Below are 24,027 nucleotides of genomic sequence, written 5' to 3'. Positions count from 1 at the left end.
TCTTCTTTTCAGTATATACTAAATTTTTGGGGTTTAAAATATCTTGGTCACAAATTAGTTGCAAACAAAATTTTTTCTGTTTATCATAGTAATTTGCTGGAATTAATCTTTATGAGGTGGATATTTTGAAAAATGCAATCAGCAATTATTTTGATTTAAAGGGTCTAAATACCAACATCAAACGCGAATTACTCGCCGGTTTTACGACCTTTATCTCCATGGCTTATATCCTGTTTGTTAACCCTGAGATCTTAGGGGCTTCTGGCATGGATAAAGGAGCTGTTTTTACTGCCACTGCTTTAGCCAGTGCGATCGGCTGTATCTTAATGGGGATCTTAGCTAAATACCCGATCGCAACTGCTCCTAGTTTAGGGATCAATGCCTTTTTTGCTTATTCGGTTTGTATCGGCATGAAGATCCCCTGGCAAACAACTTTAGCCGGGGTCTTTGTGGCATCCGTGATCTTCTTATTGATCACCGTTTTTAAGTTACGCGAAATGATCATTGATGCGATCCCAGCCGACTTAAAAGCAGCGATCTCAGCGGGGATCGGATTATTTATCGCTTTTATCGGTCTACAAGGCGGGGGCTTGATCGTCGCTAATAAATCAACTTTAGTTAGCCTTGGGAGCTTTTCGGGCACGACTTGGGTCACTATTTTTGGCTTAGTTGTTGTAGCGATCTTAATGGTCATGCGCGTTCCAGGTGCGATCTTTATTGGAATGGTCTTATCTGCGATTTTTGGGATCATAACCGGTAACATTGCTGTTCCAACCGGGATCGTCGCCCCAGCACCAAGTATGGACCAAACATTTTTAGTAGCCTTACAACACTTAAAAGACATCAACACGCTCCAAATGTGGATCGTCGTGTTGACTTTCTTATTAGTAACTTTCTTTGATACTGCTGGAACTTTGATCGCTTTAGCCCAACAAGCTGGCTTTTTAACGAATAATAAGATGCCACGTGTCGGCAAAGCCTTGATGTCTGACTCGACTGCGATGCTTTGCGGTTCGCTTTTTGGGACTTCTCCTGTCGGTGCTTACGTTGAATCTTCTGCAGGGATCGCCGTGGGAGGACGTTCCGGGTTAACTGCCGTAACGACCGGTTTTTTGTTCATCTTTGGGCTATTTTTCTCACCCCTTTTAACGGTGGCAACATCGCAAGTCACGGCACCAGCTTTGATCATCGTCGGGGTCTTAATGGCACAAAGTATGGCACAGATCACCTGGACAAAACTTGAGATCGCGATCCCATCATTTTTGATCGTGGCAGGAATGCCTTTGACTTATAGCATTTCAGATGGCTTAGCTTTAGGCTTTATCGCTTATCCGATCACAATGATCGCCGCTAAACGTGGAAAAGAAGTCCCAGCCTTGATGTATGGCTTATTCTTTGTCTTTTTGATCTTTTTCTGGGTTTTAAATAACGGAAAATAAAAATATGGGTACTCGTTTTTTGCGAGTACCCATTTTTGTTAGCTATTTAGCGGCATTTTTAGCGATCCAATTTTCAACATGTTTAGCAATGGTATCACTATTTTTATCTTGGAACATGAAGTGAGTATTGCCCTTGATCCCTTCTTTAGGCAGATCGACTAACGTTGCTTTCCCACCGGCTTGTTGATACTGCTTGACAAAATCACTCGCATTTTGCCGAATCCCTTGCCAAATCGCAGTCGCTGCGATATCTTCATCTCCGTTATCAATGTAATCACCATAGTAAAATGTCACTGGGACCTTTTTTGCCAAGAGCGCCTTAAATTCATCACTATCTTCACTTGGCGCATTGCCAGGTTCAATTGCAATAATTCCCGCAATATTATCAGTATAACGCGCTGCCGTCCAACCAGCTCCACCACCTTGTGAATGAGTAACTACGAGCGCTTTTTTCCCAGTTCGTTGCTTGACTTCATCGACTGTAGCCGCCAGATCACGCGCGACTAATTCATTGTCGAAATCTTCCCCCATATCAGATTTCATGCCAGTATCAGGCGTCATTTGCCGAAAAAATTGATTTAAAGATGCTTCATCATTTGGGAACTGGGAGCCTTGGTAAACATTTGACTTACCATTTTCCCACCGCCCGATCCGAAATTGGGTATACCAGCGTTGATCTAAGGTCTTAGTACTGATATCACCTGCGATTGACGTTTGTCCAGCTTCGCCCCGATGCGGTTGATCGACAAGATACACACTATGCCCTTGGCGCAAGAAATAGTTTGCCCAACCTGCGCGACCATCAGGCGTCGTTTGCCACCCCATTCGTGACTGCCCATAGCCATGTAAAAAGACCATTGGTAACTCATTTGCTTTTTGTGGTACTTGATAAAAGACATTAGCATGGTCAACGTGCGAAGTTTGACCGGCCCCAGTTTCTTCCCATTGATCAGTTGGCTCAAAGATCCCTTCAGATTGCGTTACGGTTCCCCCTGCAGAAAATAATCCTTGATTAGCGATTTGCAAGACTTTTGAACTACTACTTGTTGTTTTTGCTTGACTTGAACTCGAATTAGTTACTTTGCTAGAACTAGTATTAGTTGAACATGCACTCAAAGTCCCAAGCGTCAAAACTACCAAAGCGGCTAATTTTAATCTTTGTTGCATCATCATATTTTTCCTTTTCTTTATCAAATTACAAGCATCATGCTTGCCCCTTCTTTCATTTCAAATTATAGGGGGCAGCGTTTTCAAAGTACAATATGATATTTTTATCGTGCTATAACTAGCATTAATACTGGAAATTTGTGCAAATTAAGTATTTTTGCTTCATAGCTACTAAAGCAACATTAACCAAGTCAAAAAGCGTCCAGAATCCTATTTTTTAATGGTTTCAACGAGCCGATCTAAACCGTTAAGTAAAGCACCACCGCCAACTAAACAAACTAGCACAACGACAATCATTTTAGGGGTTACTAAGTATTGAAGAAAGCTACATTCAGGCGCTGTTAAAAGCCAGATCCCAAACGGAATTGCTACTGCCTCTGACAGTGGAAAAATGATGTAGCGTTTGTTGCCTTTGATCCCGCCTTGTAACCACCAGTGCCATAACTTCATCAAATCATCTTCTTTCAATTTCTTGACTATTGTTTGCAACTTGATTATATTTTTCTCCCAAAAATTGTGTTAAATTTGGCAAATTTGGCGCTTTTTCCCTTCAAATTTGGACTACATGGCAAATAAAAAGCAAGATATTCATCAAGCGACAAATATCTTGCTTCAAAATAATTATTTATTTTTCTTCGTAACTTGCAGCTTTTGCTTGGTACAATTTGATCTCATCTTCCGAACAACGTACATAGTGTCCCGGTGTGATCTCATGTAACTTGCGTGGCTTACCTTCTTTATCATCTTCAATTGAGGCATCGTATTCGATCTGCCGGCGATTACGTTCAAATTCTGGATCTGGCTCTGGAACAGCCGAGATCAAACTGGCAGTGTAATCGTGGAGTGGTTTGTTATACACATCATCTGCTGGGCCCACTTCCAACAAACGACCATAGTGCATTACCCCAATACGATCTGAAATGTACTTCACCATTGAAAGGTCATGTGCGATGAAAAGATAAGTCAAGCCTTTTTGTTCCTGCAATTCTTTTAACAAGTTGACCACTTGGGCTTGGATCGACACGTCCAAAGCCGAGATCGGTTCATCGGCAATGATAAAACGTGGTTCGACCGCTAAAGCACGGGCGATCCCGATTCTTTGCCGTTGTCCCCCGGAAAATTCGTGCGGATAACGACTAGCATGGTCTTTGTTTAAGCCAACAGTTTCTAAGAGATCTTCTACGATCTTACGCCGTTCAGCTTTATTTTTTGCCAAATGGTGAATATCAATTCCTTCGGCAATAATATCTTCGACCGTCATCCGCGGGTTCAAAGAAGCATAAGGATCTTGGAAGATCATTTGCATTTCACGGCAAAATTCTAAGTGATCCTTGCGTGAAGTTAGCTTGCTGACATCTTTGCCGTTAAATAAAATCTGACCATCAGTTGGATCATAAAGATGAATAATACTACGTCCCGTCGTTGTTTTCCCGGAACCAGATTCACCTACCAACCCAAAAGTTTCACCTTCATAAATGTGAAAAGTAACATCATCAACGGCTTTGACCATACTAGGTTTGCCCACGCCGAAGTATTGTTTTAAGTGCTTGACTTCAAGCAATTTTTTGTGATTTTCTGGCATGTAAAAATTCCTCCTGGTCTATTTGCCTTTAGCAGCTTCTTTTTGTGCTTTTTCGCGGCGATTGCGTGCCACTTCTTCTTGTTCTTGAATCTCACGCCAAATCTTTGCTCGGCGAATGATCTCAGCTGGGGGCTCGATTGCTGGTGCATCGGGATGCAAGAGCCAAGTTGCAGCATAGTGTGAATCGGACACTTTGAAAAACGGTGGTTGTTTTTGCGCATCGATCTTCATCGCATACGGATTTCTTGCTGCAAATGGATCGCCTTTTGGTGGATCCAATAAATCTGGTGGTGTCCCTGGGATCGCTTCTAGTTTTGTACTGGAAAGCGTTGGCATGGAGTTTAACAAGCCCCAAGTATATGGATGTTTTGGATTATAAAAGATCTCATCAACTGTCCCATATTCAACGATCTGACCCGCATACATTACGGCGACCCGATCAGCCATCCCCGCTACGACACCTAAGTCGTGGGTGATAAAGATGATCGAAGTTTCGATTTTTTCTTGTAATTCTTTCATCAAGTTCAAGATCTGTGCTTGGATCGTTACGTCCAAGGCCGTTGTTGGTTCATCGGCGATCAAGATCTCAGGGTAACAAACTAATGCGATCGCAATCACGATCCGTTGCCGTTGTCCCCCAGAAAATTGGTGCGGATAATTGTTGAAGCGTTCTTCGGCATTTTTGATCCCAACTAATTTTAAGATCTCTAACGCTTGCGCCATCGCTTTTTTCTTATCCATATTTTTATGGACCATTAAAGGTTCGGCGATCTGACGCCCGATTTTCATCGTTGGGTCAAGCGAAGTCATCGGATCTTGGAAGATCATTGCGATGTCTTTGCCCCGGATCTTTTGCATCTCTTTTTCAGTTTTTTGTAAGAGATCTTGACCCCTAAACATGATTTGACCACCGACAACTTTAGCATTACTTGCTAAAAGGCCCATAATACTTTTAGTCGTAACTGATTTACCTGAACCAGATTCGCCCACAATAGCTAAAGTTTCACCTTTATTTAAATGAAAGCTCACGTCGCGAATGGCCTTTACTTCACCAGCATAAGTGTGAAAATCAATCTTAAGGTTTTTTACATCTAAAATACGTTCAGCCATACTACAACCTACCTTCTAGTTTTTGGATCAAATGCATCCCGCAGACCGTCACCTAATAAGTTAAATGAGATCATCAAGACACATAAAACGATAGCTGGGTACCACATTTGATATGGTAAAAATTGGAAATTCTTTTGGCCTTCATTTAATAAGACACCTAAAGAAGTTTCTGGCGCCGAGATCCCGATCCCAATAAAGCTCAAGAAAGCTTCAAAGAAGATCGCATTTGGAATCGTGTACATCGTTTGGATGATAATGATACTTGATAAGTTTGGTACCAAGTGCTTCCAAGCGATCTTTGTTGGCGATTCACCTAAAGTCCTTGCCGCTAAAACATATTCTTGACTCTTTAACTGCAAGGTCTCAGCCCGGATCATCCGCGCCATCGTTGTCCAACTAGAGATCGCGATCGCTAAAATGATCGAACCGATCCCTGGTTTAAAGACAACTAACATCAAAACAACAATAACTAAACTTGGAACCGAGGAGATAACTTCGATGATCCGCTGCATCACGTTATCGGTGCGTCCACCTTTCCACCCCGAGACGATCCCATAGGTCACCCCGATGGTCAGATCAAAGAAGGTGGCGACTAACGCAACGATCAACGAGATCTTTGTCCCATAAAGGATCCGTTGCCCTAATGAACGACCTAAGTAGTCTGTCCCAAAGATAAAGTATTTGTCTTTAGGAACACCAGCTTGGGCATATTTATCGACCCAGACTCCACCAACTTCTGCTTTACCATTTAACCCATTGATATTTACCCCTGGGATCTTAGATGGTAAGTTAGCGTATTGTGGTTGTGATTTGACCAACGTATCACGGTTAACAAATGGTGTCGAGCCAAATGAGAGCACGATCATAATTAACACGATGAACAGTGAGATAACTGCTCCTTTATTCTTCTTTAAACGGCGCCATGCATCTTGCGTAAACGTCAAAGAGGGCGCTGCAATTTTTTCAGCATCAAGCTCGGTCGTTACCTCAAGCGCTTGAAAATCTTCTGGTTGTAATTTCATTTTTTCTTCCATAGTGATTAGTCCCCATTTCCAGCGAGTCGAATACGCGGATCAATGATACCGTAAATAATATCAGTCAATAAGATAACGGCTACTAAGCCCGCAGAGTACAACATTGTGACCCCCATGATCGTTGGGTAGTCATTGGTTAAGATCGATTTAACGAACTGTTCCCCGATACCTGGGATCGAGAAAATGTTTTCGATAACCATCGACCCAGTCATCAAAGCAACTGTATATGGTCCGATCAAAGTTACTAAAGGAATCAAACTATTCCGCAATGCGTGGTGGTACACGATCTGAAACTTGCTTAGCCCTTTTGCTTTTGCAAGCTCAATATAGTCGGAGTTTAACACATCGACCATCCCCGTTCGCATAAACCTAGAAGTTTCTGCCAACGGACCTACACCTAAGGCGATCGTCGGTAAAATCGTATATGCAAAGCCGTCCCAGTCAGCGATCGGGAACCAGCCTAATTTCAAGGCAATATAGTATTGCAACAAGACAGCTAACACAAAGTTAGGCACTGATTTGCCGATGATGGAAAGAACCGTCACCGAAGTATCAACCCAAGTATTGCGGTTGATCGCTGCGATCGAACCAAAGATGATCCCAAAAAAGATCCCAAAGATCATCGCTTGGATCCCTAATTGAGCAGATGCACCGATCCGACTAGAGATCAAATAAGAGACCGGTTGGTTACTAAATTGGAATGATGTTCCGAGATCACCGTGGAGCATCCCGCCCATATAAAGCAAGTATTGCATCCAGATCGGCTTATCTAAACCATATTGTTGGTTCATGATCGCAATCTGTTCAGGTGACATTTTTTCTTGGTTTGAATATGGCGTCCCTGGCATGAGCTTCATCAAGAAAAAGGTGATGGTAGCTACCAAAAACAAGGTCAACGCCATATAGAAAACCCGCTTTAGTAGGTATTTCTTCATATTGTTTTCCTCTCATTCTCGAGATGTCTTTTTGTGGCAAACAACGCAGGAGAGTTAGTCCTGCGTTGTTCAACTATTTTTAATTATCTTTTGTCATTAAAGGTTAGTTACCTGAAATATAAGTTTCCTTGAAGTTGTAATTTACCCCAGCCGAGTTAAAGATAATATTCTTCACTGAAGGTTTGACCATCCATGCTTCTGAAGCTTGGTAAACTGGAATGATACCTTGATCGTTCATCAAGATCTTTTCAGCTTCCACTAAGTCGTTCCAACGTTTTGCTTCATCGTTAGCATCAGTTGTCTTAGATGCTTCGATCAACTTGTCGTATTCTTCGTTCTTCCACTTACCAGCATTTTGCGAGTTATCAGATGTCATCAAGTCTAAGAACGAGATCGGATCAGCAAAGTCTGCGCCCCAACCAGAAAGCACAACATCAAAGTTACCTTCTGTTGTTCTAGATAAACGAGTCTTAAATGGCACGTTTGAAGCAGAAACTTTGATCTTGTCAGAACCAAATGCTTCCGTCAAAGCACTTTGTAAGAATTCAGTTGATTTCTTACCTTTGTCTGTATCATCAGATAAGATCGTAAATTCGATGCTATCTTTACCGATTTCTTTTAAGCCTTCTTCAAAGAGCTTCTTAGCTTCTTTTGTATCATAGTTGACCGCTGATTTCACGTATGATGCAGTGGTGAAATCTGTTCCGTTGTATGTGGCTAAACCGCTAGAAACAAAACCTTTAGCCGGTGTAGATGCCCCCGCTAAAACTTGTTTAACGAATTGGGAACGATCGATCGCCTTAGAGATCGCTTGACGGATCTTTAAGTTTTGGAATTCAGATTTTGTTTGGTTAAGTTGCAAGTAGAACGTTGATGCTTGTTCACGGTTAGTATAACCTGTTTGACCTTTAAGGTTACGTGCTTGTTCAGCCCCTAAAACAGTTGCATCGATCTTGCCTGATTGATACAAGTTGTAAGCTGTGGAATCTTGCTTGTTGACCTTGAAGTTGATCGTGTCAAGTTTAACGTTCTTCTTATCCCAGTAACTGCTATTCTTAACTAATGACCAGGATAAGTTTGAACCAGTCCAGCCAGAAAGTTTAAATGGTCCGTTATAAACCATGTACTTAGAAGCTGTCCCGTATTTAGAACCGTATTCTTTAACCGCACTTTCATTTTGTGGGAAGAATACTGGGAAGCCCATCAAGAGCTTGAAGTATGGAATCTGTTTGTCAAGCGTTACAACTAACTTGTAGTCGCCATCGGCTTTGATCCCTAATTCACTAGGTTGCTTTTTGCCTTCCATGATGTCATTTGCATTAGCAATGCCATCAAATAAGTAAGCATATTGTGACCCTGTAGCTGGGTCTACTGTACGTTGCCAAGAATAAACAAAATCTTTGGCAGTTACCTTATCACCGTTTGACCACTTAGCATTTTCTCTAAGGGTAAAGGTATAAGTTAAACCATCATCAGAAACTTCTGTCTTCTTAGCGATCCCCGGTAAGATCTTTGAATTTTTCCCTAAACGATAAAGACCTTCCATCGAGTTGTTCAATTGGTTAAAACTAACGGTATCTGTTGCTTTGGACGGATCCATTGTTGGCAACTCAGCGTTAATACTCCAATTGAGCACTTGCTTATCAGCGGAACTATTGCTAGATTTACTGCCACAAGCAGTTAAAAAAACAGCTGAAATCGCTACAACAGCGCTAGCTTTGGCTAATTTAGCTAATTTCATATATCTACAACTCCTTAATAATTGCACTATGACTTATTTGCCATATCCTACTTATAATAACTTCGTGACTAAAATATTATATGAAAACACCATTAAAATCAAGCTTTTATTCTAATTAAAACTAACGATATTTATAAATATAAATTTAGTTTTCTGTCCCACCCCTTGATGCTAAAGGTTTTTACCTTTATTAAAGCCACTCATTCTTATCTAAATTTTTTTGTATTTCACACTTAAAAATGCCCATTTTATCGTTAAAAAAATAAAACGTTTGTCATTTTTTTATCTTTTTAACCACTTTTAAATATCATCATTTTATCTAAAATATTAATTTACGCTGCCAAAGTCTAACTTTTACCCGATCAGTGGTATAATTTTACTCAAAGAAACGAAAAGGGGGTTTAAGTTTGACACCAGTTATCATCGCCGGAATCGAACAAGAACAAGAAAATTTTGCCTACACCATGGAAGAATTAGTGTCCTTGGCACAGGCTGCCGAGATGGAAGTTACCAAAAGCTTTAAGCAAAAATTAGAGCGTCCGATCGCCGCTACTTATTTGGGCAAAGGCAAAGCAGAAGAGATCAAAACTGCAGGTGAGATCACTAATAGTGAAATTTTGATCTTAAACGATGAGCTAACACCGACTCAAATCAGAAACTTAGAAAATATCACCGGCTTACGCGTCTTGGACCGCACGTCACTGATCTTAGAGATCTTTGCGGCTCGGGCTAAAACAAGAGAAGCTAAATTACAAGTTAAGATCGCCCAATTGCAATACCGTTTGCCGCGTCTGCATACCGGTCTAGTCAATAAATTAGACCAACAGACCTCAGGTGGAGGTTACACTAACCGTGGTGCCGGGGAAACTAAACTCGAATTAAATCGCCGGGTCATCGAAAAAAAGATCAGTGCGCTCAACAAAGAGTTAAAAACGATCGAAAAAGAACAACAGACACGCCAAAAACAACGGCAACGCTCGGGCATCAAAACCGCTGCTCTAGTTGGTTATACTAATGCGGGTAAATCGACCACGTTAAATGGTCTATTAAAACTTTTTGGGCACAGTGCCAATAAACAAGTTTTTGAAAAAGATATGTTATTTGCGACGCTTGATACTTCAGTCCGCAAGTTACACTTTGAAGACAATAAAGAGATCTTATTAAGTGATACGGTTGGCTTTGTCTCCAAGTTGCCCCATCAATTAGTCAAAGCTTTCCGCACGACTTTAGCAGCAGCTGCAAATGCTGACTTATTGATCCAAGTTGTTGATTTATCAGATAAACATTATCAAGACATGATCGAAACGACCGAAAAAACTTTGGCCGAGATCGGTGTAACTGACATCCCAATGTTATATGTTTTCAACAAAGCCGATAAACTTTCGTTGCAATATCCTTCTTTTGAAGGCAAGGAATTGATTTTTAGTGCGCGCGATGAAGCATCTTTGCGGGCCCTGGCAGATATCTTGAAAAAAGAGCTGTTCAAAGACTATCAAACATGTCAATATTTGATTCCTTATACCCAAGGAAAGCTCGTCGAAGAGCTCAATCAAAATGCCACGGTCTTACATACTGATTACCACGCCGATGGTACTTTGATCACTGCCGAAGTTTCCCCGGTTTTAGCGGGTCGCTTAGAGAAATTTAAGAAAGTAAAATAAGACGCATCCATGTGACGGATACGTCTTATTTTTTTACCAAAAATCAGCCATGATATTAGTTATTTTTTAGTAAAGATTAGAAAAATACTGAAGATATCAGGGGTTATTTTCCTAAATAAATTGCCACGCTGCTTAAAATATACCGATTGTTGCGTGATTTTTTTAGTAAATCTACTAAAAAAATATATGAAATTTTAAAATAAACTTTCCATAAAAACTAAAATATGCTAACTTTTATCTTAGATACTTTTTAAGAAGGTTGGTGTTTACGATCAAACAAGAAAACGTCCGTCTAGAACGTTCGATTAATCTCTATTCCGCGTTAGCCTTAGTAATCGGGACTGTCATTGGTTCTGGGATCTTCTTTAAACAGGCTTCGGTTTTAAGTTATTCTCACTCAACGACTTTAGCTTTATTAGCTTGGTTTTTGGGGGGGATCTTAACACTGACAAGTGGTCTAACGATTGCTGAGATCGGTTCTCAAATGCCAGAAACCGGTGGGCTTTACACGTACATGCACAATTTATACGGCAAACTGTGGGGCTTTTTATCCGGTTGGATGCAGATCACGGTCTATGGACCAGCAGTGATCGCTGCTTTGGGGGCTTATCTTGCCATTTTATTACAAGCCTTTTTCGGTTTCTCTGCTACTTACACTCCTTATGTGGGTGTCTTATCCGTCGTCTTGATCTCAGCCTTTAACTTTTTGTCAAATCGTTTTGGATCTGCCCTTCAAATCATCACGACCATCTGTAAGCTCGTACCGATCTTTGCGATCATTATTTTTGGGCTCATGTTTGGTGACCAAAATGCTGTTGGGCAAGTCTTAGCTGAACAATCTACCACTGTTGCAGGTAACTTTGGGGTGGCGATCTTAGCTACACTTTTTGCTTACGATGGCTGGATCTTGATCGCCAATATGGGTGGTGAGATCAAAAACCCGCAAAGGATCTTGCCATTAGCGATCGTCTTAGGACTTTCGATCGTCTTATTGATCTACGTGTTTGTTTCGTATAGCGTCTTTAAAACGATGCCTGCTGACATGATCGCTCGCTATGGGGAAAATGCTACCCCCCACTTTGCTGAAATGGCATTTGGGAAACTAGGGGGTAAGATCTTAAATATTGGGATCATCATTTCGATCCTAGGTTGTATGAATGGGAAAGTTATGACAATGCCACGGATCATGTATGCCATGGCTAAAAATAATGAATTGCCATTTTCTAAACAACTTGCTTATCTCAATCCAACGATGCACACGCCAATGGTTTCGATCACTGTTATCGCTACGATCGCATCGGGTATGATCTTAACAGTCGATCCTGATCGTTTAACTGAGATCTGTATCTTTACCGTGTATTGTTTTTACGTGATGACATTCTTTGGAGTCTTTAAGCTACGGCGCCAAGATTCTCAAGCAAAACGCCCCTTCTCCGTGCCACTTTATCCGTTGACACCGATCGTGGCGATCTTAGGAGCTGCCTTTGTTTTAGTCAGTGAATTGTTCTCTGATCTAAGTGGCGTCTTGATCTCACTTATGATCGTCTTGTGTGGGATCCCGATCTTTTATTACAAAGAAAAACAAAAGAAATAACTTAGCTTTTTAGACAAAAACAGCCTGATCATAATTGATCAAGCTGTTTTTTAGTTTCTATTTACTGCGATAGCGATCTTTGCGACTCAAGCCACTTTCAAGCTCAGTCGTTTCTTTTTTCACTTCTTGTTCAACTTCGGCTTTGATTTTTTCACCTGTGCTTAAGTCTTCATCTTTTTCACGATAAGCAACTTGGACTTCTAGTTTAAATGGCGTTTCTTTTTTCATCATCGTTGAACGTCCAGCAAACTTATATGGTCCAGCAGTGATCACGGCAGTCGCTAAGGAGAGTTGATAACGATCCAAAGCTTCATGTCCACGCAAAAGCCCGACTTGGGTCAATTCACCTAGTTCATGGCGCTCAATTTGGTTAACACCACCATAAACTAATAACTTGCCGTTTTTCTCCCGTAATTCATAATATGGCAAAGCGACTGGTTCTTCTAATGCTAAGAAACGATCACCACTTTTAGCACCCTTAAAGAGTTCACGGTCTTTTTTACCACCAAAATCCAACTTAAGGTAACCAACTTCTTCTAATTGCTTAACAATTTTTTGTAAATTTTCGCGTTGCTTGCGATCAACCACTAACGTCGAAGGTAAAAATTCTTCGTCTTTAAAAATTCCGTTTGTTTGCACAAAACCTGGCGCTGCCGTTTGCGCAGCTTTTTCTTGTGCCCTTGTATCAGGGATCTTGACCCCTAACATTTTTTCGACTTTAGGCGAGATATCAAATTTAGAAACTCGAGTCTCTGTAAAAAAGTACAAGATGTTTAAATATGCGAAATACGCTAAGATCAAAAAGACACAGATAAATAATAGTCCCCGAATGAAAAATCCATTTGCAAAAAAGCGGTAAGCTACGTATAACAAATAAAAATTACCCACGGAGCCAACGACCGTATAAATGCGATTTTTTAACGTCGCATTCATGTTGAAATATCCAATGTAACTATTGATCATGCCTAAAAGACTAAACATTAATCGATCACCTCTAACCTATTGTGTATCACTGCTTTGCGTAGCACCACTACTCGTTGTTGTATTTTGATTGCCGGTACCACTAGTTTGATCAGTACCACTGCGCGTTGTGCTACTTGAAGCTGAGCTAGAACTACCAGTCGTGACTGAACTTTGGGTAGCGGAACTACTTTGTTGTGTTGTTTGCGTACTGTCATCATCAGTTCGATCAGTCGTCGAACTACTTGTTTTATTGGCAGATGATGAATCACGGCCACTATCAGTTGATGATGAGCTAGCATCTGTCTTATCCGATGAACTAGAACTATCGTCTTTTTTATCTTCATCGTGGTCATCGCTTGAACTGCTACTTGTCACACTACTTTGATATGAACTAAGCGATGAAGCTGTACTACTACTGCTAGTAGAAACAGTTGAGACAGCCTTTCCTTCTGTTGTGTGCGTTACTTTATTGACGGCTACGTTTGTTGCGCCTAACCCCAAAACGATCGATAAGATCGCAAATGGTGTCAATAAAGGAGGCGTGCGGTATCCCATACTTATTTCCTCCAATTTTTTCTTATTACACTTTATCGTACTACATCTTAGCTAGCAAACCCCTTAAAACTTTGCTAAATTTTCTTAAGCTTCTGATTACAACTTGCGCACAAGCCATATAATTCAAAGCGATGGCCCTTGATCTCACACCCCGCAAGTTGATTTTGAAACATAGTCAACGGACACATTTCAACTTCCATGACTCGTCCACAATTTTGACAGATAAAATGGTGGTGATGCAAATTACCAAAGTCACATTGATATTTTACACAAGCCCCTGTCGGTTTATTTTTAGTCTCAATGATCCCGATTTCACTAAAATCTTTCAGATTGCGATAAACCGTGTTAAAACTCATTCCAGGATACAGTGTTTTCATATGCTCAGTCACTTGGGTAATACTTACATATTGCTCTTTAAATTCTGATAAATATTCCAACAAACTCCGCCGTTGCTTGGTGATCCGATAATGATGACTCTGTAAAAGTCGCACGGCTTCTTCGATCACTTTTTCTCCCTCCTAAACAATAACTATTACTATTTAACCTTCATTTTACCATGGATCATTCAAAGGTGGCAGTAACAAATGCCGAAAGTTTTTGGTAAGTCTTTGATAAATCAAGATTTTCTAGTTCATAAGCCTGGTTTTCTAATGCTTTTGGCAATTTTTGATCGCGTTTAGCTTCTTGGCTAGCTAGTCGTTGTTTGATCTGACTGGGAGAATCTCCTCGTTTTTGCAGGCGTTTAGCTTGTATTTCCCGGGGAATTTTAACAAAGACAACGACCACATTTTCAGGAGCTAGCTTTGCCACATAGGTAGCTGCTCCTTTCGTATCTAACACGATCACCGCCCGGCCCTTAGCTTGTAAGGCTTGTTTTAAGCCTTCATATGATGAGCCATAGTAATTGCCCGCATAACTGACGGATTCCAAATAATTTTTAGTGAAAAAACTCGTTTTATCTTCAAAATAATAATCGATTCCATTAATTTCACCTACTCGTTTCGGACGTGTAGTATGGGTGATGACTTTCGTGAAACCGTGGTTTGCTAGTAAATAATTCTGTAAAGTCGTCTTACCGCTACCGGGTACACCACACAATATTAATAATTTACCTTTTAATCTTTCCATCATAATAACCTCATCAATATAATTCCATGCTTATTTCTTGCAAAAAATTTTTATTCATTATAAAATTGGAAGCGTTGACAAGATAAACCTTGTCGCAAATAATTTTATACTTAATGGAGGGCAATTTCTATGGAATTTGGCGAATTTTCAAAAACCAATTATTCGATCTCACTTGACACGAAAAGCCAACTTTTTAGTGCCCGCTCAAATGATAACCCTGAATTTGAAGCAACGGGCGTGACGATTCAAGATGCTTTATCTGAATTATCAAAACTCGATACATCAATTCGACGTTAACTAAAAAATCATCGTAAATAATTTGATAGTATCTTTGAGGAGCCGCAATTGTTGCGGTTCCTTTTTTTATAGTTAAAACTTTTTTAGTTGTTAGCAAACACTAATTGACATTTAATGTTATTCCAAGTATTATATACTAATTAATAACAAGCAAAGAGGTACCTTATTATGGGAATCAAAGAGCGCATCTTCAAAAAAGAAAGTCTGTCTCGCTATTTAGCAGAAGACGGCAAATTTAGCAAGACTCTCACCGCTCGCGACTTGATCTCGATGGGGATCGGGGCCGTGATCGGGACTGGGATCTTTATTTTACCAGGAACTGTCGCAGCTCTTCACAGTGGACCTGCGATTTCCATTTCATTTATTATCGCTGCTTTGGTCTGTTCGACCGCAGCGATGTGTTACGCCGAATTTTCTTCGGCGCTTCCGATCGCCGGGAGTGCTTATTCTTTTGGTAACGTTGTTTTTGGCGAAATCGTTGGTTGGTTTTTAGGTTGGGCATTGATCTTAGAGTATATGCTCGCCGTTGCCGCTGTTTCAACTGGTTTTTCGGCTTATTTTGCATCATTATTAAAAGGATTTGGCTTAGCTTTACCAAAAGCATTGACCGGTCCTTTTGATCCAGCTAACGGAACTTATCTCAACTTGCCCGCAGTTTTGATCGTTTTATTTATCGCTTATGTCTTATCACGTGGACTTAGAACATCAATGACGATCAATTCGATCGTGGTGGTCGTTAAAATTGCAATTATTATTTTATTCTTGTTAGTTGGTGCTTTTTACGTTAAACCAGCTAACTGGAATCCATTTATGCCTTTTGGTTCAAAAGGTATTTTGGTAGGGGCAGCTCAAGTTTTCTTTGCCTATCTTGGCTTTGACGTGGTTGCTTCATCTGCGGCGGAAGTTAAAAATCCTGCTAAAAATATGCCACGTGGAATCATCGGCACGTTAGCGATCTGTACGTTACTTTATATTCTTGTCTCGATCGTTTTAACTGGGATGGTTTCTTATACTAAGTTAAACGTGGCTGACCCAGTTTCATTTGCACTTTATGCCGTAAATCAAAACTGGGTCGCTGGGATCATCTCGGTTAGTGCGTTAGCGGGAATGTTTACCATGATGGTCACGATGGTCTATAGTTCATCCCGGTTGATCTATTCGATCGGACGTGACGGCTTATTACCAAAATTCTTAGGTCAGATCAATGAAAAGACTAAGACTCCAGAAAAAAGTATGTTAGTCGTAACCGTGATCATCGCTGCTACCGGCGGACTTTTCTCCTTGAACCAATTGACTAACTTGGTTAATATCGGAACATTACTAGCATTTATGTTCGTTTCCCTTGGGGTCATTCCATTGCGTAAACGCAAAGATATCCCGAATAAAGGTGGCTTTAAAGTTCCATTTTATCCGGTCTTACCGATCATTTCAGCGCTCTTATGTGTTGTAATGCTTGCCCAACTTTCCCTTGAAACATGGGCTGCTGCCTTTATCTGGTTTATCTTAGGCATGATCATCTACTTTAGTTATGGAATCAAACACAGTAAAATAAGCGAAAAATAACGCTGACAAAAATGCGCCTGTCAAATCAAACTTTTGACGGGCGCATTTTTATCTATTCACCAAAAAATAGCTGCTCAATTTTGCCAAAACAAAATTTGAGCAGCTATTTTAAGCTTATTACGCTTTTTTCAATGTTTTATTTTGCCGAACGATTGCTTGTTTAAGCATAAACGGTGCAATGATCGTGGTTAAAATGATTACAATGATCACACTTGAATAGTAGTCACTCGTTAAGAGTTTGGCACCATAACCAACTTGAGCAATGATCAACGCCATTTCACCACGTGAGACCATGCCGGCACCAATGATATCAGCTGAATGCCAGTCCATACCTAAAGCCTTTGCCCCAGCACCACAGCCGATCCACTTGGTCAAGAGTGCTAAGATCGTCAAGAGTACGATAAAGCCAATATCTGACCAGAAGCCTTCAAAGGTCATTTGTAATCCGATGCTGACAAAAAACATCGGAATAAAGACTGCATAACCAATTGGTTCAACACTTTCTTCTACTTCACGCTTGTAGCTTGTTTGTGCCACTGCTACACCAGCGAAAAATGAGCCCACAACGCCACTTAAGCCGACTAATTCTGCTAAATATGCCATGCCTAAGCAGATCACTAATGACATTAAAATAACTGAAGCAGAAACGGTCATCTTTTCACCCAAACGCATCAATGTTGGGGTGACCCACTTAAAGACCACATAGATCCCAACAAAGTAAAGGACTTGTAAGGTGATTCCTAATGCTAAGTTAGTTTGAACGTGCCCACCTTCACTTGCAGCCACATCACTAAAGATGCTGACTAGCACACTTAAAATAAGCACCGCTAAAATATCATCGATCACAGCTGCGCCTAAGATCGTAGTCCCTTCCTTAGAATCTAAACGCCGTAATTCTTTTAATACTTCGACCGAGATGCTGACCGAGGTTGCCGCAAAAGTCACCCCTAAGAAGATTGCTTGTTCATTAGTAAAGTTAAAAAATCTACCTAAAATATAAACCAAGGCAACCGGAACGACGATCCCACAGACTGCCACAGACATTGATGGTTTGAAATACTTTTTCAATAATTCAAGATCACTTTCAAGTCCTGCCATAAACATCAATAAAATAACACCGATCTCGGAAAAAGTAGTGACAAATTCATTTTCTGTGACCCATCCTAAAACAGCCGGTCCTAAGATGATCCCGACTAGTAACTGGCCAATAACCGCCGGCATCCCAATTCGCCGGCTCAAATGACCTGCTAATGCTGTCGCAAACAACACTAGACACAAAATTCCTAAATATTCCATTTTAGAATTGCTTCCTTTCTATTCTGTACCCCCTAAACCGTCTTAAGATGCAGTTTAAGACTTGTCTCAATAAGAATAATTATAACTAAAAATTAAAGGCTAGGCTACTATAATACTTATACAACAATTAGGAATTAACCTTTTTTAGGAAACATTAAAAATTTCCTGGGTTATTTTAGCTGATCACTAAAAAAGCTTGCAGGACAAAATTTCCCTGCAAGCTTTTTAAACGTCTATTTTAGCTATTCAATTCAACATCACGATAAAAGAGCACTGTTCCGTATGGTGAGATCGTTAACCCTTTAACGCGTGTATTTAACAAGTATGTCATTGATCCTTGGTAAACTGGGGCAGTATACGCATCGTCTTTGATCAAATGAGTTTCAGCATTGATCAAAGTCTCCCAGCGTTTGGTTGGATCAGTCGCGTATTCGGTAGCTGCCTTATTTAAATCGTTCCAAAATTCTTCGCTCTTATAATCAGTGTTTAAATGGTATTGACCACCATCGCTGATAAAGTTGACCGGATCAGCATAATCAGCTTGCCAAGTTCCGTAAACAATATCGTAGTTATAAGCGGTTGTCGCTGCTAAGCGTGATTTTAATGGAATCGAACGAACCGTGACTTTCAAGCCTGGTAAGTTTTGTTCTAACTGGCTTTGTAAAAAGGCCCCCACTTGCTTAGCCTCATTGGTATCTGATGTCAGTAATTCCAAAGTCAAGTTATCCTTACCTAATTCTTCTTTGGCTTTTGCCCATTCTGTTTGAGCTGCCTTTTTATTATAAGTGATCATATTACCAGCTTGGCTACGATATTCTTTTTTCGTTTCCGAATTATAGGCAAAGTCAGTTGGCACGATCCCATTTAGTGGTGTACCAGCATTTAACACATTTTTGACTAAAGATTTCTTGTCAAAAGCTTGCGCGGTCGCTTTACGCGCGTGAACATTTCCTGTCACCGAGCGTTGCGTATTAAAGCCTAGATACCCGATCAACGGAATCTTCTTGCTGTGATACCCCGTTGTATTAGCGTATTGTTTGGCAAATTCATTGCCTAAGATCGTATAATCGATCTTACCCGTTTGGAATAACTTACCCGCTGTTGAAGTATCCTTAACAACTTTGACATCTGCTCGCTTGAGCTTGACGTTTGCCTTATCCCAATATTTAGTATTTTTTACATAACTCCACGTATCATTTGTCCCAGTCCAACCAGTCACAACATATGGTCCGTTATAGACGGTCTTGGCCGAAGTTGTCCCGTACTTATCCCCATATTTAGCGACCGCTTTTTCATTTTTAGGGAAAAATGGCGCCCCGGTCAATAATTCATCTAAATAGCTGATCGGTGCTTCCAAATCGACTTCTAAGGTATAATCATCAATTGCTTTGACCCCTAATTGATCAGGTGACATTTCACCTTTGCGGATTGCTTGAGCATTTTTGATTGGATCTAACCGTTGTGAATTTGGTGATGCTGTAGTTGGATCGATCAAGTTTTGCCATGCATAGACATAGTCTTTAGCAGTTACTGCATCACCATTTGACCACTTAGCATTGGTCCGAAGTTTAAACGTATAAACATCGCTTGCGTCGTTTTTCGTTACGCTCTTAGCCCCTGCCAAAACTGGTTTGCCGTTGCTATCAAAGCGATATAACCCTTCAAAGGCATTATCCATCGCTTCCAAACTGATCATGTCGCTATACTTAGCGGTATTTAACGTAGCGATCTGATCGCTTGTGGCAACTTTGAAAGTTTGACTTGTTGAATTTTGAGATTTTGAATTATTGCTACAACCAACAAGCACTAAGCTTAAAAAAACGACCCCAAATAACATAGCTAATTTTTTACTTTTCATGTTGTCATTCTCCCCTCAATTAGTATATAGTAATCGCTTACTATATTGTGCCCTATTTTTTCTTTCTTGGCAATAATTTTTACTTACAAATAATGCGTAATTTTGCGACTGGTATTTCTCCAAACAAACAGCTATAATGTTCTCATCAACTCTACAGGGGGCTATCAAAGCATGAAAATCAACCAATTTGCGCACCTGCAACTAACACCAGAGCAAAAAGCGCACGAACTCCATCAGATCGGCTTTTTAAACTGTGACGCACAAAACGATCCTGACTTAAATCACATCTGGTTACAATTTATCGGCCTTGCTTTACCACACTTAAAAACATTTCCGACTAAAGAAGCAAAATTTAAAACACTACTAGCTTCACCGACGCAAAATATTTTGGAATATAGTGCGCATGAAACGGTTGATTTAGATTCCTTTTACTTAGTAGCATTACAACTTTTAGGCTTTGAACCAGAAGTTGATTTTGCTGTGGCTAAGCCTGTCGCTGAAATGGAACGTCTCGGGCTTTATCACGCCTCCAGTTTGGATGAGCGGATGCAACTGATCGGTGCTTGGTATGACCTTTTGTGTACCTTCACTAAAAATGGGCAGACCTTGCTAGATCAGTTAGCTGCTCAAGGGTATTTCACCCGCTTTTTTGACCTCCCAGCGATCAAAAAGCCCCTCTTTTTCAACGGTAAAGCGCAACCGATCTTTGACACGCGCACCTTGATCAGGGAAGTCGTCTACATTGAATCTGATTTAGATACAGATGGCGACGGTCAGCTTGATCTTTTAAAAGCTGAGATCATTCGTCCCCGTGATACCGAGCACGGACTCAAAGTCCCGGTACTTTACACGGCAAGTCCTTATAACCAAGGAATTAACGAAGCTCTAGCCGATAAACTCATGCATCCGGCTAACGTTAAATTAACGCACAAAACACCAACAAATACGACCTATGATGAGATCAAATATCATGCAAGTGAATCTTTGGAGGCTGAGCGTCGCACCGTTCAAGGGCGTTCGACACGAGCAGAAGAAACTTTTAGCTGTGAAAAATCTTATAGCTTAAATGACTACTTTTTAGCACGAGGCTTTGCCGTTGTTTACGCAGCGGGAATCGGCACCCTTGATTCTGACGGTTTTCGGACTTGTGGCTCAACGGCAGAAACTGCTTCGACTACCGCAGTCATTGAATGGTTGAATGGTGAAAGACGTGCCTTTACCAATAAGACTGACAACATCGAAGTGCGAGCTTGGTGGTGCAATAAAAAAGTTGCCATGACTGGGAAATCATATTTAGGAACACTCGCTACCGCAGCAGCCACAACTGGCGTCAAGGGGTTAGAGACTATCATTTCTGAAGCTGCGATCTCAAGTTGGTACGACTACTACCGTGATGGTGGCTTAGTGGTCTCTCCCGATGGTTTTGTCGGCGAAGATGCAGATATTTTAGCCGAAGAATGCTTTAGTCGGCGCAAAAATGCCGGAGAATTTATTAAGATCGCGGATAAATGGCAAGAAGCTTTAGCGCAGATCACTGCCGGCCAAGATCGTAAAACGGGGAATTATAACCAATTTTGGGATGAACGTAATTATTTGAATAACGTCCAAAACATCACCTGTGACGTGGTCATGGTCCACGGGCTAAATGATTGGAACGTTAAACCGCGTAACGTCTACCAACTTCAAGAAAAACTTGCTCAATTACCGCTCAAACATAAACTGATCTTGCATCAAGGAGAACACATCTATATCAATAACTTCCAGTCACTAGACTTTACCGATATGATGAACTTATGGCTCTCTTATAAGCTTTATGACGTTCAAAATGACGCAGCTGAAATCTTACCTGATGTTTTAGTCCAAGATAACGTTACCCCGGCAACTTGGACGAAATACACTACTTGGAAAGGTCCAAAAAAACAAACCTTATATCCAACTACGGCCGGGGAACTTTTAGCAACACCTACTGTTGGACAAGTATCTTTCCATGATCAACTAAGTGAAGCAGAATTTGAAATGTATCAAAGTGATTTGACGGCTTGGAAACAAGATATCGTCAGGGAAAAACAAACGCCACTTAGCGAGACACGATTGCTTTTTAAGACTCCTGAATTGACCGAAGAATTATTGCTCAGTGGAACACCAAAATTGACCGTTAAAGTTGCTAGTTCGGTGGATCACGGCCTTTTAAGTGCGATGCTCGTTGATTTTGGTGAAGCTAAACGTCTTACCCAAAAACCTGTATTACTTTCGCCTAAAGCAATCGCGCTTGGCTATGATTGGCGCCAAAATGATCTAGTCGAATTTAAATTAGCGCCAAAAACCAAGCATAAATTGATCAGTAAAGGGCACCGTAACTTGCAAAATCGGACAAATCTTTGGCAAAACAATGACTTAGTTGCTGACGAGTTCTATGAAGTTGAGATTCCACTGCAACCAACTTTTTATCGTTTACCTAAAGGGCGTCAGTTAGGATTGATCATCTACGCCACTGACATGACAGCAACCTTGCGCGGAAATGAAGATATCACCTATACGCTCGAACTAGCCGATTGCCATCTTGAATTACCACTGCACTGAAAAGGTTTTTTGCTGTCCACTAAAACAACTTAATTTAATATAACCAAAATGAGTCGCAAGTGAACGTAGTTGTCCACTTGCGACTCATTTTGAATTATATTTTTAGTTTAAATGATTGATCTGTTGTGTTTCGATCAATGGAAATGCGACATATTTATCTGAATCTAAATCAGCTTTCCGAAGATCTAATGCTGTTAATTGACTGTTATAGTATGTGCGGTAATACATTACACCAGTTTCGGTATTGTAGCAGTTGCTATAGATCGTGTATTCATATTCATCATTACCGACATCACAGCAACCTTTTTGTTGTGCTACTGAACCTAAAATATGGAAAAATTGGCTCACACTAGAGTTTTCATCGTCATCACACACAGAATGTGCGCGCGTAAAGGTTGCTTTGACAAAACGTGAACTTGATGTTAAGTCACCAGGAAGACCTAATGTCCCCATCCCACGGCTATAGACATCTAGATCAGCATTAGGGTCAAAAGTATTTTCTGGCGTCTTAGCGGATAACCCACGGTAGTTGTTCAAGTTGAACAATTGACGATCAAAGGTTGGATTATTGGTCAAAACTCCCACTGGATCATCATAAATCTTTAAACCATCAGCTAAAGGTTCAACTACGATCGATTCGTCTTTATCAGCAATGATCCAATGTAGGGATGCAACTGGCAAATTATCACTAAAAGCAAGATTAACTAAATTGACTTTTTCTAACAAGACACGCGCTTCTGCTACAGTCTTACATTGTCCTAAAATATATGGGATAAATTCGTATGGTGCTACGTTATCCATGTTAGGATCAATTTCGTTAAATACAGCATTACCTTCGAAGTTTAAACCAGCCATGCCTAAGCCATATTCATTCACGGCATCATAATATAGTGGTACATCATCGAAAATAGCGGCAATCCCAACTAAAGCATAATGCTTTTTCAAAGCTGAGAGTTCACGTAATTTAAATTCGAATTCACGTGGTGTTATTACGGCCTGTTCGCTATATGAAAAATCAAAATCAAAATTGCGTCCAAAGTAGTGATCTTTGGTCTTGAACGAAACTGCTGTACACATATTTATCGCTTATTTCTATCCATAGGTTATAAAACCTAATCATTATGTATAATTGCTTTTGAGCAATTTGTTAAAAAAATGAACTACTACATCATAGTAGCACAATGTCTATTTTTAAATCATCTTTTTAACCATTAGTTGATAATTGAGGATACTATCATATGGTCACACATACAACTTTTCTAACAGTATATTTGTGTTTACATATCTAATTTACCTCCTAAAATAGTCGTTAGAACTTTAAAATTTTTAATTCCTCTCAAAATTTCTTGTGTTGCCTAATATATCAAGTTTATTTTGTGGTAAAAAAGTTAAAATATTTCATTTTTTCTCGCATTATCTCGCACTTTTTCCCCCTTTTGACCGCTTGTTTTAGTAAAAAAAACGATAAATTATCTGAGTTGTTAAAAAAAATTGGTTTAATTATCAAAATAATAACCATTTAAT

Annotated in this window: 20 protein-coding genes; 6 read left to right on the top strand and 14 right to left on the bottom strand. The window is 40.3% G+C overall.

Annotated features, from left to right (window positions below; translation table 11 throughout):
• Positions 1 to 125 precede the first annotated feature (125 nt).
• A complete protein-coding gene (locus FC32_RS01370; protein WP_025087293.1) occupies positions 126 to 1,439 on the top strand; it encodes an NCS2 family permease in 1,314 nt (437 codons plus the stop codon).
• Positions 1,440 to 1,481: 42 nt separating this feature from the next.
• Here FC32_RS01370 and FC32_RS01365 read toward each other — a convergent pair whose 3' ends face one another.
• The 7 genes from FC32_RS01365 to FC32_RS01335 form a co-directional block, all read right to left on the bottom strand.
• Positions 1,482 to 2,612, bottom strand: a complete 1,131-nt coding sequence (locus tag FC32_RS01365; RefSeq protein WP_207640529.1) for an alpha/beta hydrolase — start codon at positions 2,610 to 2,612, stop codon at positions 1,482 to 1,484.
• Positions 2,613 to 2,816: 204 nt separating this feature from the next.
• On the bottom strand, positions 2,817 to 3,095 hold the full coding sequence (locus FC32_RS01360) for a DUF5976 family putative bacteriocin (protein ID WP_235722531.1): 279 nt from the start codon (positions 3,093 to 3,095) through the stop codon (positions 2,817 to 2,819).
• A gap of 136 nt (positions 3,096 to 3,231) precedes the next feature.
• Positions 3,232 to 4,188 (bottom strand): ABC transporter ATP-binding protein, encoded by a 957-nt coding sequence (locus FC32_RS01355; protein ID WP_056957208.1) that lies wholly within the window; start codon positions 4,186 to 4,188, stop codon positions 3,232 to 3,234.
• An 18-nt stretch (positions 4,189 to 4,206) separates the two neighbouring features.
• A complete protein-coding gene (locus FC32_RS01350; RefSeq protein WP_025087290.1) occupies positions 4,207 to 5,298 on the bottom strand; it encodes an ABC transporter ATP-binding protein in 1,092 nt (363 codons plus the stop codon).
• An 8-nt stretch (positions 5,299 to 5,306) separates the two neighbouring features.
• The gene (locus FC32_RS01345) at positions 5,307 to 6,332 is read right to left on the bottom strand and encodes an ABC transporter permease (protein ID WP_025087289.1); all 1,026 of its coding nucleotides are present in this window, start codon (positions 6,330 to 6,332) and stop codon (positions 5,307 to 5,309) included.
• 5 nt (positions 6,333 to 6,337) lie between these two features.
• Positions 6,338 to 7,267 (bottom strand): oligopeptide ABC transporter permease, encoded by a 930-nt coding sequence (gene opp3b, locus FC32_RS01340; RefSeq protein ID WP_025087288.1) that lies wholly within the window; start codon positions 7,265 to 7,267, stop codon positions 6,338 to 6,340.
• A gap of 103 nt (positions 7,268 to 7,370) precedes the next feature.
• Positions 7,371 to 9,008, bottom strand: a complete 1,638-nt coding sequence (locus FC32_RS01335; protein ID WP_025087287.1) for a peptide ABC transporter substrate-binding protein — start codon at positions 9,006 to 9,008, stop codon at positions 7,371 to 7,373.
• A gap of 407 nt (positions 9,009 to 9,415) precedes the next feature.
• Here FC32_RS01335 and hflX point away from each other — a divergent pair, with 407 nt between their 5' ends.
• Together hflX and FC32_RS01325 are read left to right on the top strand one after the other, a co-directional pair.
• Positions 9,416 to 10,669 (top strand): GTPase HflX, encoded by a 1,254-nt coding sequence (hflX, locus tag FC32_RS01330; protein WP_025087286.1) that lies wholly within the window; start codon positions 9,416 to 9,418, stop codon positions 10,667 to 10,669.
• Between the two features lie 271 nt (positions 10,670 to 10,940).
• Positions 10,941 to 12,263 (top strand): APC family permease, encoded by a 1,323-nt coding sequence (locus FC32_RS01325; RefSeq protein ID WP_025087285.1) that lies wholly within the window; start codon positions 10,941 to 10,943, stop codon positions 12,261 to 12,263.
• Positions 12,264 to 12,320: 57 nt separating this feature from the next.
• On the opposite strand, the gene FC32_RS01320 is transcribed toward FC32_RS01325, so the two are convergent.
• The 4 genes from FC32_RS01320 to FC32_RS01305 form a co-directional block, all read right to left on the bottom strand.
• Positions 12,321 to 13,244, bottom strand: a complete 924-nt coding sequence (locus FC32_RS01320; RefSeq protein WP_025087284.1) for a DUF6681 family protein — start codon at positions 13,242 to 13,244, stop codon at positions 12,321 to 12,323.
• 18 nt (positions 13,245 to 13,262) lie between these two features.
• A complete protein-coding gene (locus tag FC32_RS01315; RefSeq protein ID WP_025087283.1) occupies positions 13,263 to 13,781 on the bottom strand; it encodes a hypothetical protein in 519 nt (172 codons plus the stop codon).
• 74 nt (positions 13,782 to 13,855) lie between these two features.
• Entirely contained in the window at positions 13,856 to 14,287 is a 432-nt protein-coding gene (locus tag FC32_RS01310; RefSeq protein WP_025087282.1) for a Fur family transcriptional regulator, read from the bottom strand.
• A gap of 55 nt (positions 14,288 to 14,342) precedes the next feature.
• The gene (locus tag FC32_RS01305; protein WP_025087281.1) at positions 14,343 to 14,909 is read right to left on the bottom strand and encodes a guanylate kinase; all 567 of its coding nucleotides are present in this window, start codon (positions 14,907 to 14,909) and stop codon (positions 14,343 to 14,345) included.
• A 129-nt stretch (positions 14,910 to 15,038) separates the two neighbouring features.
• Between FC32_RS01305 and FC32_RS10755 the strand changes: the two genes are divergently transcribed.
• Complete coding sequence (locus tag FC32_RS10755; RefSeq protein ID WP_167330257.1) at positions 15,039 to 15,206, top strand: hypothetical protein; 168 nt, start codon at positions 15,039 to 15,041, stop codon at positions 15,204 to 15,206.
• 168 nt (positions 15,207 to 15,374) lie between these two features.
• Positions 15,375 to 16,769 (top strand): amino acid permease, encoded by a 1,395-nt coding sequence (locus tag FC32_RS01300; RefSeq protein ID WP_025087280.1) that lies wholly within the window; start codon positions 15,375 to 15,377, stop codon positions 16,767 to 16,769.
• 117 nt (positions 16,770 to 16,886) lie between these two features.
• Here the strand turns inward: FC32_RS01300 and FC32_RS01295 are convergent, their stop codons facing one another.
• Both FC32_RS01295 and FC32_RS01290 read right to left on the bottom strand, forming a co-directional pair.
• Complete coding sequence (locus tag FC32_RS01295) at positions 16,887 to 18,065, bottom strand: cation:proton antiporter (protein WP_025087279.1); 1,179 nt, start codon at positions 18,063 to 18,065, stop codon at positions 16,887 to 16,889.
• A 238-nt stretch (positions 18,066 to 18,303) separates the two neighbouring features.
• A complete protein-coding gene (locus FC32_RS01290) occupies positions 18,304 to 19,923 on the bottom strand; it encodes a peptide ABC transporter substrate-binding protein (protein ID WP_025087278.1) in 1,620 nt (539 codons plus the stop codon).
• A 171-nt stretch (positions 19,924 to 20,094) separates the two neighbouring features.
• On the opposite strand from FC32_RS01290, the gene FC32_RS01285 reads away from it, so the two are divergent.
• Positions 20,095 to 22,503, top strand: a complete 2,409-nt coding sequence (locus FC32_RS01285; RefSeq protein WP_025087277.1) for a Xaa-Pro dipeptidyl-peptidase — start codon at positions 20,095 to 20,097, stop codon at positions 22,501 to 22,503.
• Positions 22,504 to 22,605: 102 nt separating this feature from the next.
• On the opposite strand, the gene bsh is transcribed toward FC32_RS01285, so the two are convergent.
• On the bottom strand, positions 22,606 to 23,580 hold the full coding sequence (bsh, locus tag FC32_RS01280; protein WP_025087276.1) for a choloylglycine hydrolase: 975 nt from the start codon (positions 23,578 to 23,580) through the stop codon (positions 22,606 to 22,608).
• Positions 23,581 to 24,027 lie beyond the last annotated feature (447 nt).

Origin of the sequence: Ligilactobacillus apodemi DSM 16634 = JCM 16172 (assembly GCF_001434405.1) — a bacterium.
Taxonomy (GTDB): Bacteria; Bacillota; Bacilli; order Lactobacillales; family Lactobacillaceae; genus Ligilactobacillus; species Ligilactobacillus apodemi.
The sequence above is the reverse complement of the archived record's forward strand: the minus strand, read 5'-3'. Positions and strand labels throughout refer to the sequence as shown.

Bases quoted from the DNA above. Each gene is read 5' to 3' on its own strand.
- FC32_RS01365 (WP_207640529.1), bottom strand. From the start codon at position 2,612: ATGATGATGCAACAAAGATTAAAATTAGCCGCTTTGGTAGTTTTGACG.
- FC32_RS01355 (WP_056957208.1), bottom strand. From the start codon at position 4,188: ATGCCAGAAAATCACAAAAAATTGCTTGAAGTCAAGCACTTAAAACAA.
- FC32_RS01350 (WP_025087290.1), bottom strand. From the start codon at position 5,298: ATGGCTGAACGTATTTTAGATGTAAAAAACCTTAAGATTGATTTTCAC.
- FC32_RS01345 (WP_025087289.1), bottom strand. From the start codon at position 6,332: ATGGAAGAAAAAATGAAATTACAACCAGAAGATTTTCAAGCGCTTGAG.
- opp3b (WP_025087288.1), bottom strand. From the start codon at position 7,267: ATGAAGAAATACCTACTAAAGCGGGTTTTCTATATGGCGTTGACCTTG.
- FC32_RS01335 (WP_025087287.1), bottom strand. From the start codon at position 9,008: ATGAAATTAGCTAAATTAGCCAAAGCTAGCGCTGTTGTAGCGATTTCA.
- FC32_RS01320 (WP_025087284.1), bottom strand. From the start codon at position 13,244: ATGTTTAGTCTTTTAGGCATGATCAATAGTTACATTGGATATTTCAAC.
- FC32_RS01315 (WP_025087283.1), bottom strand. From the start codon at position 13,781: ATGGGATACCGCACGCCTCCTTTATTGACACCATTTGCGATCTTATCG.
- FC32_RS01305 (WP_025087281.1), bottom strand. From the start codon at position 14,909: ATGGAAAGATTAAAAGGTAAATTATTAATATTGTGTGGTGTACCCGGT.
- FC32_RS10755 (WP_167330257.1), top strand. From the start codon at position 15,039: ATGGAATTTGGCGAATTTTCAAAAACCAATTATTCGATCTCACTTGAC.
- FC32_RS01300 (WP_025087280.1), top strand. From the start codon at position 15,375: ATGGGAATCAAAGAGCGCATCTTCAAAAAAGAAAGTCTGTCTCGCTAT.
- FC32_RS01295 (WP_025087279.1), bottom strand. From the start codon at position 18,065: ATGGAATATTTAGGAATTTTGTGTCTAGTGTTGTTTGCGACAGCATTA.
- FC32_RS01290 (WP_025087278.1), bottom strand. From the start codon at position 19,923: ATGAAAAGTAAAAAATTAGCTATGTTATTTGGGGTCGTTTTTTTAAGC.
- FC32_RS01285 (WP_025087277.1), top strand. From the start codon at position 20,095: ATGAAAATCAACCAATTTGCGCACCTGCAACTAACACCAGAGCAAAAA.
- bsh (WP_025087276.1), bottom strand. From the start codon at position 23,580: ATGTGTACAGCAGTTTCGTTCAAGACCAAAGATCACTACTTTGGACGC.